This window comes from Christiangramia pacifica (assembly GCF_057221535.1).
The window spans coordinates 781,380-794,062 of record NZ_CM170146.1; the positions used below are offsets into that span (position 1 = coordinate 781,380).

Sequence of the window (12,683 nt, forward strand, 5' to 3'; positions counted from 1 at the left end):
CCGTGCGGCTAAAAAAGCAAATCTAACTTCGTTCCAAATTTATAACGAAATTGGGTAATCTTAGAAAGAATCCAAGGGGGAAAAGCGAATTTTAATTATGGTTTTGTTCAAGCCAGGTGCAGTAATCTTGTTTAACTTCTGGATTTTTAGAAAAAAAGATTTGATAGGATGCAAGCTCCGATTCAGAAATATTTCGATAGATCTGGAATTTCTCTTCTTCTATATTTTTGTTAGCATATATAAAATATCCAAGGCCAGATAGTAAAAGGACCAGAATACTTCCAAATAACACAAGAATATAGTTGGGTATCAGAATGGCTCCTTCCAATCTAACATTGATATCATTAAGTAACTTATCTTTTAGTTTATTAGCCTCTTCCTGCTTTTGAAGAAAACTCTTTAGATTATCCTCAATAGCAGCTGTACTGATAGGAATGCTCATTTCATTCAGCTCTTTGGATAATGCTGCCAGTTTTTCAAGGGAATTTTTAAAATCGGCCATTTCATCGGCCATCAGTTCCATGATCTCATCTAGTTTTTTCATAATAATTAATATTTAGTACCCGATGCCCATACCAGCATCAAGTCCTCGTTTGATCCCCTGCTTAGCTAGGTCTTTAGCGATCTTACTAGCCATATTGGTGCTCAGTTGAACGGTATTATTCACCAGCTTTAAAGTTTTCGGTACCTCTTTGAGTTTGCCGTAACTGTTATTCTGAGAGATTTCTGCGATTAGTTTGCTTCCACTCATGGACCGGTGCACCTCGCTTCCTTTTAAATTCGCGCCCTGGTATTTGAACCGGAAGCCCTGCAGCTGATTGGATTTATTGATACTCGGAATGACCTTTACATTAAGTGTATTCATTTTTTGTATGTAATCATCCAGGGATTTTGGCCGGGACTCCAGAGCTTGGTTATTAATATGTCTAATGGCCAATCGCTGCCATTTTAATTCCTGTAGCTTTTGTTGTTGTACCTCCCTGACCCGGGTAAGTCCTAATTGTTTGGCTACATTATCTGCTGCGATTTGACTTCGTTTTCCTATAAAGCTGTCTTTATAAACTTCTCCTTTTAAGCTGATACGGTTCGCATAGATATGAATATGGGTGTGCTCTTTATCCTTATGAACAAAACCAATAGCCTGGTGATTTTTAAGATCCATTTCTTTAATAAATCCCTGGGTGATCTTTTCCAAGTCTCGATGGTTTAATTCTTTTCCATTTTCTATGGTTGGACTTACCACAAAACTCAGGGTATTTTTAGTACAGCGAGCATTCTGCGATTGAATGATCCTGAATTCATCGGTAATCTGTTTTGGAGTTTCACCCGCCAGGTGTTCTTTGAGCACCACTTCGGCCTCCTTCTCCTGATTCCATCCATATTCGATGGAAGCCTGGGTTCGTGATATGGATTGTCCTTTTCCGATCATCGCTTAAAATTGTAAAGGTGTTGCCGTATTTCTTCAGCCAGGGCTTCTACATTCCTGGCTAGTTTGGGATCTCTTTTCTTAAACATATTACTAATCCGCATAAAGTTGTTTTTATACTGGATGAGCATCTGGTAACATTCCAATTGTTCCGGAGTGATTCTTTCTACCATATTAATTTCAAAGGCGGTGGACCGTAGATATTGAGAAAGTGAAATTCCTGCCCTGGCCGCTCTTTTTTTGAGTAGCTTTTTCTCGTAGATCGAGCATCGTATCTGGATGACTTCCCGTTTCATAGTCCTGTCTTTTTTAATCTTTGCAACCTCCGGGCGCAAAGCAAGATTGTCATGACAATGACACATCTTGCTTTGCTACTCAAAAAAGGTTTTCAGCTCGTGGAAATCCTGTGTCCACAAGCTAGTTTTTCATTGAGATCTTTATGGTTTTTATAGCAATCACTTTGGTCTTTTATATGGGGATAATACCGCAATAATTCGGTGGTATTGTTCCTTCCTGAAGGATCATTATCCAGGTAGAGATCTATGCTTTTATAGCTCTTAAATATGGGGGTGATCTGAGCTAAAAATGATAAGGAGTTTAAGACAATGATATCCGAGTTATTTAATTCTTCCGGATATAATTTCGCGATGGATAACAGGTCAAACATTCCTTCACAAACCACCAGGTGATTCTTCTCATTTTGAAGCCAGGTATAACTTTTTGGAGAACTGGAGGTTTTAAAATACAGATTGCGAAGTTCCCAACCATTTTCATTATTCTGAAGTCCGATAGCATAATAGGTCTTTCCATGACATTCATACCATACTTCCTTACAGTATTTTCTGGCTACCTGTAAAGAGATGCCTCTGGATTGCACATACTTCTTTAAATAGCTCCTGGTGATTGGTTTGACCTTTACAATGGTATTACCGCTATCCCTTTCTAAAGTATCTGTAACTGGTCCTTGAAATGAATATACAGGTAGCTCATCAGACAGGAATTGAAGGGCATCGGCAACACTACAATTAGAAATCTTGCAAACCAGATCGATGACATTTCCACCTTCACCTATTCCGAAGTCATACCACCGGTTCAGTTTTAAAGACACTTTGAAAGAGGCCTGTGTTTCTGACCGGAGGGGACTCAGAAACCAGGCTTCTTTTTCCCTTGTCCTACTGGGAAAGTGCCCCAGTTTTGCGAGCGTTTTTACGATGCAAATACTGCGGGCTCTTTCACAGGTTAGTTTTCGCTCTCTCATGATCCTTAATTTTAATTACATCTACAACAGCTGAATGAAGTTGCTGTTGAAATAAAAAATGTATTATGGTGATTGTCTTATTCATTTCTTTTCTGTTTTACCTAAACAAAGCCCTCACCCTTGGACGGGGTTTTGTTTAGGTAAATCGATGAAAGACGGTCCTACTTTTTTATTTCAATAGCATTTTGATTGTTAGTATTTAGCTTTGTTTAGTATCTCATCTGTCTTCTCTTAATTTCTGTCATCATTTTCATTTTGATGACAGTTTGATGACAAAATGATGACAGCCTTAAGCCTTACTATTACTGATCTCATCCTATTCTGTCATCAATTCATCAAAAAAAAGGAGAGAATCAGAAGCTTTTCCCTGAAAAGTCTGTTTAAAAATGATGAAACGATGACAGCGCATGGGAACCCCCGTGAACACTGGATGTTCCCTGTCATCATTTAGTCATCAATTCATCATTTTTCTTTGTGCCGGCAGGTTTTAGCCTAACTTCTCTTCCTCAAACTGCTGCTCTAAGAACATTTTAGTTATCGTGAAATAGCGTCCTTTGGCTTCCTTCCAGTTAATATCTCCATCAGCGTAGGTGACAAACCTCAGATAGCCGTTAGAGTTGGGTTGATTGGTAAGTTTCCAGTCTTTTTTGAAGATCTTGCGGATCTGGGTCAGGTCGGTTCGGATCCGCGATTTTCCCAGGGCATTTAAAACATCCACCGGACATACTTTAATCTCCTCAGAATTATCTGTTTCCATGATGGCCAGGAATAAGCTGGCCATCTCTTTCTCCACCCGGTTCCTATTATTATGAACCAGCCTTTTTAAGGCTTTTGTTTCCAATTGTTCCGGGGTAAACCACATGCGAGTCTTCTTTCGTGTTTGCAATTTCCGATTCGAAAGAAAGTATAGAAATGTCGGGATCTCCCGGTTAAGCTTTTCGAGTAATTCGGTCTCTTCCTTTTCTGCCTTCGGTACTTTCAGGACCCAGAAGCGGGTCTCATGCTGATCGATCTTGATAAAGTTCTCCTCATTATTGCTGCAGAGTATAAATTTGCCAAAGAATTCTACTTCCCGTTTGTCCTTTCCTTTTGCCTCGAGCTTGTTATAATTAGTGGTACTCAGGTATTTGATTCTTTCGGTGAGTTCTTCTTTATTAAATAAGACTTCATCGACACAAATCAGCAGTTTATTGGTCCAATCTGAATTGAACTGGCTACTGAAATCATCATTAAGCAAATACGTAAGATTACCCTGGAAAATATTCTTTAGCCATTTTAAAAAGGTGCTTTTTCCTGTAGAGCGTTCCTGAGAGACCAGACAAAGGATAGGAAGGATCTGAGTGGGCTTGGTATAAAGCAGCTGCAGGTAATCCAGACCTAGTTCAAAATGAGGTCCGAAAATATGTTTGACAAAGGCTAAAGATCGTTTGATACTTCCTTCTTCCAGGGTATGGCTCAAAGGAGCATAAGTGTTATAAAAATTATGGAAGGTCGATTGAAAATTAAGATGGTCGGGAATGCAGGTGAAGCCATCAAATTTGGGAATCTGGGCCAGAAAGGTCTTTCCGTGATCCTGGCGGATGGTTTCGATATTCCAAAGAATCAAACTTTGATTCGTGTGTCCTGAAATGGAAGGGATCTGTACCAGTTTATAGTACTGAGTGCCGACTCTGATGTAAGTGTTTTTCTGCTTCACAATAGACCTGTAATTACATGATCTATTAAAAGTAAGAAATTCTAAATTAATTAAGAATTATTCAGTTATTTGTGCCTTTTGTTGCGTATACATCAATTTAAATCAAAATAAGCCAAATAACATTAATTTTTCGTAATTGAAATAAAATGCTCCTGTAAATGATTTTAATTCATTTTAAATAAAATTATGAACATTTTTTCGATTATTTAGGTGCTAGCCTTTCTTTTAGAAGTTCCATATCTTCGCTAAGCTTTCCATCTAAAATTTTGGCATAATGTTGAGTAGTTTTTAGCGATCGATGTCCTAGCATTTTACTTACAGATTCTATTGGGACACCGTTTGATAAGGTTACTGTTGTAGCGAAAGTATGCCTGGCCATATGAAAAGTTAGATTCTTTTTGATTTTGCATCCATCTGCGATTTCCTTAAGGTAACTATTCATTCTTTGATTAGTATAAACAGGCAGTAATCGGTTATCAGGAAAGACAATATGCTCATATTTTTCTATGAGCCTTTGAGCAACGGGTAGTAAGGGAATGCTACTAAGTGTTTTAGTTTTGGTTCTCTTTGTCCTGATCCAAAGGTTTCCATCAATTCCTTTAACAATATCATCAGAATTCAATTTTTGAACATCAGCGTAGGATAAGCCCGTATAACAGGAAAATAGGAAAACATCCCTCACATGCTCAATCCTGGGAATCAAAAATTCCTTTTGCATTATTTTGATGATTTCCTCTTTAGTTAAGAATTCACGATCTCTTGCTTGAAGTTTGAGTTTGAAATTGTAAAATGGATCCTTCTCCAACCATCCATTCGCATAGGCTACCCTCACAATTTTTTTGAGATAGGAAATGTACTTAAGAGCGGAATTATGGGAAAGGGCTAATTCTGTTTTGAGGTAATAAATAAAAGCATTTACAAACTTTGTATCGATTTCCTTTACGGGATAATCTTCCATCTTAAAGTTGGAAGAAATATATGATTTAAGATGTTTTTTGGTTGTTTCATATCTCTGAAGTGTTCTGTAAGAGTAATCTTTACCAACCAATTTTTTCATTCTTGAGTTATGTTCTTCAAACATTTCAAGAATAGACTTCTTATCATCGCTATTTCCTAAATATTCATTCTTAATTCCTACAGCAGTTATTTCCTCTCCCTTTTCTAAAAGTTTCTGATAGATTTCGTAAATCCGATTTTTAATAATATCAAGGTTTCGATTAATCTGCTTAGCTTCAATAGATGATCCAATAACTTTATTCGCTTTCGAATTCCATTTGGACAAAGGAGCCTTTCGCAGCGTACTAGCCTCAGCTCTCTTACCATCATAGGTAATCCGAAGATATACCATAGCATGAGTAGCGTTTTTATCTTTACTCTTCCTTACATAGAATAATACCGATAAGAGATCTTGCATTTTTCTTCAATTTTCCGATATACATATATCAGATAAAAAAGAAATTAAAAACTCGTAAATCCTTATTTAACAGTGCTTTAGGCTCCATTCGGGCGCACCTAATTTTATTAGCTGAGTGCGCCCGAATTAGACACCTTTTATATACTTTTAATTGGTATTACTTAATATTATAAAAAATGAAAAACCCCTTAAACAGTGAAGTTTAAGGGGTTTTAGTTTAATTTGAAATCTTAAAAGTACTCGAGGTGGGAATCGAACCCACACTCCCGAAAGAACTGGATTTTGAATCCAGCGCGTCTACCAATTCCGCCACTCGAGCAATAATGGACGGCAAAAATATAAAAAAATTGTTTTAGAAAAATGGAAACTTAATTATTTCTTGAAGGATTTGAATTGGTAATTAAAACAATCGGTTTAATTAAGATTGGGAGAAATAAGACCATTGGTCAAACATTTTGCTACCAGCTCTGTAGTGTTGGCGCAGCCACTTTTCTGCAGAATATTTCTACGATGCGTTTTTATCGTATGGTGGGAAAGATTCAATTCGTCTGCGATCTGCTCAGCGTTTTTACCTTTCGATAAACTCTTGACTATTTGCATTTCTCTTTCTGAAAAAAGTTCTCCCAGATCTTTTTTTCCGCCTTCACAGAAATCAGGATGAAATGTTCCCTTTGAAACATCCACGTTATAATAGGACCTCCCGCCTTCCATATTCAAAAATGATACCGCCGAAGTGCTGGTTACTTTAAGGTGCGAAACGTCAGTTTGTATACAGAAAACGTGTTCTGGAGTTCCATTTTCAAGAATGCTAAGCGGCATCGCCTGGTAAAGCATCGTCCTAACCTGCCCATCTGCATTTTTCATTCGGTAGGAAAACATATTCTTATAATCCAGCACCTGTTCCCGATCGATAAAAGACGTGTAAAAGTCTTTGATCACCCTGCTCTTAAGATTAATATTTTCAATTTCATCCGGATGAACAGTGTGAAGAAGGTCGTTCATCTCTATGGAATCTTTATCCTTATCTACAAATAACTTCACCGAATCTGAAATATATTCGATCTTGAAATTATATAGATTTACAATATACAAGTAAGAATTTCCCAGGGCGAACATATTAGCGAACCTTTTGAAATCTTTGGTGATCTCAAATGGACGATAATTTTCAATACGGCTGGAGTAGGCATTTTTCCAGTAATCTGAGATCTTCTGCAGCTCGTCTTGCATATAGATTTTTGATTTACTAGAGTAAATATAAACAATACTGAAATTTAAACATATAGACCGTATCGGCTTTTTGTAATTTTGACCGATAAAAAAAGCCTTCAGAAAAATCTGAAGGCTGCCAGGTCAAATATCAATGATTAGTTTTGGTATTCTTTGCAAATGCTGTTTACCCCAACAAAACATTATCGGAATTTCGTCCCTACACAATTTTCCGGAAGCAAAAAAACCTTTACAGATCATGAAATTAGACCTTGCTAAGATAAAATCTCGCATAGGTTTCTGAAATACCACAATTGAGGTATTTTAAAATATATTGATTTTTAGACAATTACCTCTTGAAAGCCTTTCATCTTTGCATTTATATGAATAAGTTGTACTTTCGAAACTTTGCTAATAAACATCTACTATGTCGCAATTTTGGCTGTACTTTGAGCTTGGGCTGGATCACGTCCTGGACTGGCAGGCATACGATCACGTCCTTTTTCTAATTGTACTGGTAGCCTCTTATGGATTTAGTACCTGGAAACGGGTTCTCTGGCTGGTAACGCTTTTTACTCTAGGGCATACATTAGCATTGTTTCTTTCAGTTTATGAAATTGTTCGAGTGGATGCGAATTATGTTGAATTTCTAATTCCGGTTACCATATTGTCGACTGCTATTTTTGATATTGCCACTGCCGGAAGAAAAGTAAGAAATACCAATTTCAGCCTTTTATATTTCACTACCGCTTTCTTCGGAATTATACACGGACTTGGCTTTTCCTCTTATTTTAAAATGATCGCTTCTGGTTCACAAAGCAAATTCTGGCCACTGGTTGAATTTGCACTGGGAATTGAAATGGCCCAGGTGATCGTAGTGCTGGCAGTCATGATCATAGGATTTATCCTGCAGAATTTGCTGAACGTATCAAAAAGAGACTGGATCATCGTTACTTCTTCAATAGTAATTGGGGTTATTCTCCCTATTCTCGTAGAAAGCTATTTAGCACTTTAGATTAAAAGCTTTTGAACTCAATTTTTCATAATAATCTTTTAATTTGCAGCATATTATTAATTTCTGAAAGCTAGACCTTTAGAGTTACCATGAATAAGAAAAAACAACTAAAATTCGATAAAGCATATTTGAGAATTGCCCGAGAATGGAGTAAATTATCTCATTGTAATAGAAAACAGGTTGGTGCGTTAATTGTAAAGGACAGGATGATCATTTCTGACGGATATAATGGAACTCCAACCGGTTTTGAGAATTTTTGTGAGGATGATGAAGGTTATACTAAATGGTATGTGTTGCATGCGGAAGCCAACGCGATCTTAAAGGTGGCCGGTTCCACGCAATCCTGTAAAGATGCGACCTTATATATAACCATGTCACCCTGTAAGGAATGTAGCAAATTGATACACCAATCTGGTATAAGCCGACTGGTTTATCAAATAGATTATAAAGACAATTCCGGACTCGAATTTTTGAGAAAAGCCGGGGTTGAACTGGAACAAATATCAGAATTAGAAGATTGAAGGGAAGGAATAAAATATACACGCCACTATTATTGAGCATCGCATGCGCCATTGGCCTCATCCTCGGTGCAAGGCTGGATTTTGACCCTTCCGATGAACTTTTTTCAGCTAATCCAAAAAAGCAAAAATTAAACAGGCTCATAGATTACATAGACTACGAATATGTAGATGATGTAAATACCGATAGTATCGTAGATGTTACGGTTAACAAAATCCTTGAAAATCTCGATCCGCATTCCGTTTATATCCCAAAGGACGAATATGCGCGGGTCACCGAAAATATGAAGGGTGATTTTGTGGGAATCGGGGTAAGTTTCTACAAAATTCAGGATACCATAGTTGTGATCAAGGCCCTGGAAGGAGGTCCTAGTGAAAAAATTGGAATACGCGGCGGAGACAGGATTCTTTACGCCAACGGAGAGAAATTATTTGATAGGCAAATAAGTGATGATAGTATTACGACTCAGTTAAAAGGCAAAGCTAATACCAAAGTCACTTTAAAAATTTTGAGAAAAGGGATTGAAGACCTACTCACCTTTAAGCTGAAAAGGGGAAAAGTTCCATTGAAAAGTGTGAGTGCATCTTATATGCTTACTGAAGATCTAGGATATCTAAAGATAGATCGCTTTTCAGAAACTACTTATGAGGAATTCAGCCAGGCTTTAAAAAATCTGGAAAAGGAAGGTGCTAAACAAATAGCATTGGATCTTCGCGGTAATCCTGGCGGTTATCTTTCTGAAGCCATCAATATTGCAGATGAATTTATAAAAGATGATAAACTCATTCTTTTCACTAAAAATAAAAGCGGAGCGATTGAAAAAACTTTTGCCCAGCGAAAAGGAGATTTTGAGAATGGGAAAGTATTTGTACTCATCAATGAAAATTCAGCTTCTGCAAGCGAGGTTGTTGCCGGTGCGCTTCAGGATAATGATGTGGGTACGATTGTGGGGCGACGCTCTTATGGAAAAGGACTGGTTCAACGGGAAATGGAGCTTGGAGATGGTAGCGCCGTAAGGTTAACCATTGCCAGGTATTACACTCCTACTGGAAGATCTATCCAGAAACCTTATGAGAACGGAAACGACGCTTATTTTAATGATTATATGCGTCGATATAAGAATGGTGAACTTAATAGCCAGGATAGTATTGTGGTAAACGATTCTCTCAGGTATATAACTCCAGGTGGCAAGATCGTTTATGGCGGCGGCGGAATAATCCCAGATATTTTTGTTCCCAAGGATACCGATTCAGAGAAGGAAAAACTTAGCCTGCTTTTACGCGGAGGCTATATGAGTAGATTTGTATTCGATATCCTGGAAAAGAACCGTGAATTTTATAATTCCATTTCTAAAGATGACTTTAGAGAAAAGATAGAAATCACCGATGAAATGGTACAGGAATTTGACCGATATGTAAGAAATATCAACATTGGAATTGAAAAAACAAGCCAAGCACGCAAACCTCTCCTAAAGAAATATTTAAAGGCTGAAATAGCCCAACAACTTTTCGGAACTAATGCATTTGAACGGTATTTAAATGAAGATGACCGATTAATTGAGAAAGTAATTGAGTTGTCCAAAGAAAAATAATACTTTGGATATTCGATGGGAAATTTTTTACAATATCTATCGGCTATCTGGCCATTAACACCATTGTTCTTATTTATTATCGCAGTGTCTTTCCGACTACTGGATAATAGCACCTACCTGTTTCTAAAAAAGGACATTCTGGTAAATACTTCCAACGTTTCCAGAAGAATCTTGAAAAACCAGATAAATTCGAGTGATGACGACAGATTTATCAGGCAATTAAAAAGAGCACTGCTATTTAGAAACTTACAACAAAGCTTTTTAATACTTGCAATCGTTACTTTGCCACTGAGTTTCCTTTTCTATTTCCTAAGATAATTTATCGTGAATTTTGGTATGTTTACCATCATTCCAGTCGGTTAGAATATCTGTTGCAACAGCAGCACCACTGCCACTTGCAATAGCATACTGACTACGCCAGCCGGCCAGCGTACCCGCCACGTACAATCCAGTTTTAACCAGATGATCTTCATTCTTCAACTGTACCCGATCTTTGGAAACCTTTGCTTTTTTATGCGGAATTAAATAATTTTCCAATCCCTTAATTCGGAAAGGACTGGTGTAACCTACAGCGATCACAACTTTGGCTGAAGTGTACTCATTCTTAGTGGTAGTCACCCGATAACCACCGTTAATTTCAGTGATTTCCTTCACCTTTTCCTTGACGATTTGCTGCATCCCTGGATAAAGATCTGACAACTGGGTCACACCGGCTTTCAGCAGATCCATTCCCTTACTTCCGGCAGGAATCCCGAAGGCATTATTCAGTAAAGCAGATTGTAAATGTGAGGATCTCTGGTGCAGGATAATTCCTGCTTTCTTATTTTCAGCAAATGGCTTTTCCAGAGCTGAACCAATAACCAGGGCACAGGATAGTCCTGCTGCACCTCCACCAACGATCAAAACATCATAATCCATGATTACTCATGCTTTTTGGTGATGGTTCTAGAAACCAAGAGAATAGACATTAAAACGATCACACATAAACTTGCTGCGATCACGATTAAAGCATTTCCGCTATCCCCTTCCAGCAAATTATCAAGATCTAAAGAGGTAACACTGATCCCAATAAAAATAACGGCTAAAAATATTATGGTGTAAATAAGATACTTCATGAAAACAAATTCTGGATGTTGGCAGCAAAAAGCTTCACGGCTATAGCCAGAAGAATCACTCCAAATACTTTCCTGATTACATTGATACCCTGACTTCCAAGAATCTTCTCGATCTTTCCAGAAGATTTTAAAACCAGGTATACAAATATAATATTGATAATGATAGCAACAATGATATTTACTGTTTCATATTCTGCCTGAAGTGATACCAGTGAGGTCATGGTTCCGGCACCAGCGATCAAAGGAAAAGCCAATGGAACAACGGAAGCTGTCTCTGGCGCATCATCCTTATACAGGCTTATCCCAAGGATCATTTCCAAAGCCAGGAAAAACAAAATAAAAGAACCCGCTACCGCAAATGAATTTACATCTATTCCAATGAGGTTAAGTATCTCTTTACCTAAAAAAAGAAATACCACCATGATTATCCCAGCGACGATCGACGCTTTTTCACTTTGAATATGCCCTACTTTTTTACGCAGATCTATAATGATCGGGATGTTCCCAATAATATCTATTACAGCGAAAAGAATCATACCTGCAGTGAATATCTGCCTGAGATCTAATACTTTAAACATAACCTACTCTTTTTCAAAATTGCGTGCAAAAGTACTTGATCTTATCTGATTGGCAATTCCGAAACCATGTTAAATTTATATGAATTTTATCCTGAAAATTCTTCTATCTAATGGCTAGAAAATTATCTTTGCGGCATGTTTCAATTAGGTAAAACTTTAGTCTCTGAAGAGATCATTAAAAATGATTTTGTGTGTAATCTTTCTGCCTGCAAAGGCGCCTGCTGTATAGATGGTGAAGCCGGTGCTCCGGTAGAACCAGAAGAAAGGGCGATCATGGAGGAAATTTACCCAAAGGTGAAACCTTATTTGAGAGAAGAAGGTATTGCCGCCATTGAAGAACAGGGAGTTTATATAACTAGGGAAAATGGCGAAATTGAGACACCTCTAATCAACGGCGCAGATTGCGCTTATGTTACCTTTGATGATAAAGGAACTGCATTATGCGGAATTGAGGAAGCATATAACCAGGGTGATATCGACTGGAAAAAACCGGTCTCCTGCCATTTATACCCGGTTAGAGTTCAGGAATATTCTTCATTTTCAGCAGTGAACTACCATCGCTGGGAAATTTGTGATGATGCCTGCAGCCTTGGCGCAGAACTACAGGTTCCTATCTACAAATTCACTAAGGACGCTTTGGTACGAAAATTTGGCGAAGACTGGTACAAAGAATTGGAAGAAGTAGCCAAAAATTTACCGGCAAGAAAATAATTTAAAGTATTAATATTCAAACATATTAGTTTCAGCATAAGTATGAAATTTTGTATATTTATATGCTTCAATCTTTTAAAAAAAAAGAATCATTTTCTGATTCTTTTCATTCCCCCGGAAAAATTTTTGATTAAATAACGAACTCTAAAATTGC

At 37.5% G+C, this 12,683-nt stretch carries 15 protein-coding genes and 1 tRNA gene; 5 read left to right on the forward strand and 11 right to left on the reverse strand.

From position 1 onward, the window contains the following. Window positions 1-91 precede the first annotated feature (91 nt). The 8 genes from AC2S94_RS03755 to AC2S94_RS03790 all read right to left on the reverse strand — a co-directional run bounded on the left by AC2S94_RS03755 (window position 92) and on the right by AC2S94_RS03790 (window position 7,021). The gene (locus tag AC2S94_RS03755; RefSeq protein ID WP_484630176.1) at window positions 92-544 is read right to left on the reverse strand and encodes a DUF6730 family protein; all 453 of its coding nucleotides are present in this window, start codon (window positions 542-544) and stop codon (window positions 92-94) included. Window positions 545-556: 12 nt separating this feature from the next. Next, window positions 557-1,429, reverse strand: coding sequence for a relaxase/mobilization nuclease domain-containing protein (locus AC2S94_RS03760; RefSeq protein ID WP_484630177.1), 873 nt, complete (start codon window positions 1,427-1,429; stop codon window positions 557-559). Next, entirely contained in the window at window positions 1,426-1,722 is a 297-nt protein-coding gene (mbpA, locus tag AC2S94_RS03765) for a mobilization protein MbpA (protein WP_484630178.1), read from the reverse strand. The genes AC2S94_RS03760 and mbpA overlap by 4 nt, the downstream gene beginning before the upstream one ends. Before the next feature lie 92 nt (window positions 1,723-1,814). After that, window positions 1,815-2,684, reverse strand: coding sequence for a toprim domain-containing protein (locus AC2S94_RS03770; protein ID WP_484630179.1), 870 nt, complete (start codon window positions 2,682-2,684; stop codon window positions 1,815-1,817). A gap of 487 nt (window positions 2,685-3,171) precedes the next feature. After that, entirely contained in the window at window positions 3,172-4,380 is a 1,209-nt protein-coding gene (locus tag AC2S94_RS03775) for a primase-helicase family protein (protein ID WP_484630180.1), read from the reverse strand. A 202-nt stretch (window positions 4,381-4,582) separates the two neighbouring features. Continuing rightward, window positions 4,583-5,794 carry a site-specific integrase gene (locus AC2S94_RS03780; protein WP_484630181.1) on the reverse strand — a complete coding sequence of 404 codons (1,212 nt, stop codon included), beginning with the start codon at window positions 5,792-5,794 and terminating at the stop codon, window positions 4,583-4,585. Between the two features lie 237 nt (window positions 5,795-6,031). Further along, window positions 6,032-6,113 (reverse strand) — tRNA-Leu (locus AC2S94_RS03785). A 95-nt stretch (window positions 6,114-6,208) separates the two neighbouring features. Continuing rightward, entirely contained in the window at window positions 6,209-7,021 is an 813-nt protein-coding gene (locus AC2S94_RS03790) for a response regulator transcription factor (protein WP_484630182.1), read from the reverse strand. 406 nt (window positions 7,022-7,427) lie between these two features. Between AC2S94_RS03790 and AC2S94_RS03795 the strand changes: the two genes are divergently transcribed. From AC2S94_RS03795 to AC2S94_RS03810, 4 genes are all read left to right on the forward strand, one after another. Further along, window positions 7,428-8,015, forward strand: coding sequence for a HupE/UreJ family protein (locus AC2S94_RS03795; protein ID WP_484630183.1), 588 nt, complete (start codon window positions 7,428-7,430; stop codon window positions 8,013-8,015). An 89-nt stretch (window positions 8,016-8,104) separates the two neighbouring features. Then, the gene (locus AC2S94_RS03800) at window positions 8,105-8,536 is read left to right on the forward strand and encodes a deoxycytidylate deaminase (protein WP_309562044.1); all 432 of its coding nucleotides are present in this window, start codon (window positions 8,105-8,107) and stop codon (window positions 8,534-8,536) included. After that, complete coding sequence (locus tag AC2S94_RS03805; protein ID WP_484630184.1) at window positions 8,533-10,125, forward strand: S41 family peptidase; 1,593 nt, start codon at window positions 8,533-8,535, stop codon at window positions 10,123-10,125. The genes AC2S94_RS03800 and AC2S94_RS03805 overlap by 4 nt, the downstream gene beginning before the upstream one ends. Window positions 10,126-10,140: 15 nt before the next feature. Then, entirely contained in the window at window positions 10,141-10,443 is a 303-nt protein-coding gene (locus AC2S94_RS03810; protein ID WP_484630185.1) for a hypothetical protein, read from the forward strand. Here AC2S94_RS03810 and AC2S94_RS03815 read toward each other — a convergent pair. Genes AC2S94_RS03815 through AC2S94_RS03825 form a run of 3 tightly spaced genes read right to left on the reverse strand, consistent with a single transcriptional unit; the run spans window position 10,435 to window position 11,818 of the window. Continuing rightward, the gene (locus AC2S94_RS03815) at window positions 10,435-11,043 is read right to left on the reverse strand and encodes an FAD-dependent oxidoreductase (RefSeq protein WP_484630186.1); all 609 of its coding nucleotides are present in this window, start codon (window positions 11,041-11,043) and stop codon (window positions 10,435-10,437) included. The two genes, AC2S94_RS03810 and AC2S94_RS03815, sit on opposite strands and share 9 nt — an antisense overlap. Before the next feature lie 2 nt (window positions 11,044-11,045). Then, window positions 11,046-11,240: a hypothetical protein gene (locus AC2S94_RS03820; RefSeq protein WP_484630187.1), complete on the reverse strand. Its 195-nt coding sequence runs from the start codon at window positions 11,238-11,240 to the stop codon at window positions 11,046-11,048. After that, window positions 11,237-11,818: a MarC family protein gene (locus tag AC2S94_RS03825; protein ID WP_484630188.1), complete on the reverse strand. Its 582-nt coding sequence runs from the start codon at window positions 11,816-11,818 to the stop codon at window positions 11,237-11,239. Before AC2S94_RS03825 ends, AC2S94_RS03820 begins: the two co-directional genes overlap by 4 nt. A 135-nt stretch (window positions 11,819-11,953) precedes the next feature. Between AC2S94_RS03825 and AC2S94_RS03830 the strand changes: the two genes are divergently transcribed. After that, the gene (locus AC2S94_RS03830; protein WP_484630189.1) at window positions 11,954-12,529 is read left to right on the forward strand and encodes a DUF3109 family protein; all 576 of its coding nucleotides are present in this window, start codon (window positions 11,954-11,956) and stop codon (window positions 12,527-12,529) included. Window positions 12,530-12,683: the final 154 nt, after the last annotated feature.

Coding starts and splice junctions, on each gene's coding strand:
- AC2S94_RS03755 (WP_484630176.1), bottom strand. CDS start 544: ATGAAAAAACTAGATGAGATCATGGAACTGATGGCCGATGAAATGGCC.
- AC2S94_RS03760 (WP_484630177.1), bottom strand. CDS start 1,429: ATGATCGGAAAAGGACAATCCATATCACGAACCCAGGCTTCCATCGAA.
- mbpA (WP_484630178.1), bottom strand. CDS start 1,722: ATGAAACGGGAAGTCATCCAGATACGATGCTCGATCTACGAGAAAAAG.
- AC2S94_RS03770 (WP_484630179.1), bottom strand. CDS start 2,684: ATGAGAGAGCGAAAACTAACCTGTGAAAGAGCCCGCAGTATTTGCATC.
- AC2S94_RS03780 (WP_484630181.1), bottom strand. CDS start 5,794: ATGCAAGATCTCTTATCGGTATTATTCTATGTAAGGAAGAGTAAAGAT.
- AC2S94_RS03790 (WP_484630182.1), bottom strand. CDS start 7,021: ATGCAAGACGAGCTGCAGAAGATCTCAGATTACTGGAAAAATGCCTAC.
- AC2S94_RS03795 (WP_484630183.1), top strand. CDS start 7,428: ATGTCGCAATTTTGGCTGTACTTTGAGCTTGGGCTGGATCACGTCCTG.
- AC2S94_RS03800 (WP_309562044.1), top strand. CDS start 8,105: ATGAATAAGAAAAAACAACTAAAATTCGATAAAGCATATTTGAGAATT.
- AC2S94_RS03810 (WP_484630185.1), top strand. CDS start 10,141: ATGGGAAATTTTTTACAATATCTATCGGCTATCTGGCCATTAACACCA.
- AC2S94_RS03815 (WP_484630186.1), bottom strand. CDS start 11,043: ATGGATTATGATGTTTTGATCGTTGGTGGAGGTGCAGCAGGACTATCC.
- AC2S94_RS03820 (WP_484630187.1), bottom strand. CDS start 11,240: ATGAAGTATCTTATTTACACCATAATATTTTTAGCCGTTATTTTTATT.
- AC2S94_RS03825 (WP_484630188.1), bottom strand. CDS start 11,818: ATGTTTAAAGTATTAGATCTCAGGCAGATATTCACTGCAGGTATGATT.
- AC2S94_RS03830 (WP_484630189.1), top strand. CDS start 11,954: ATGTTTCAATTAGGTAAAACTTTAGTCTCTGAAGAGATCATTAAAAAT.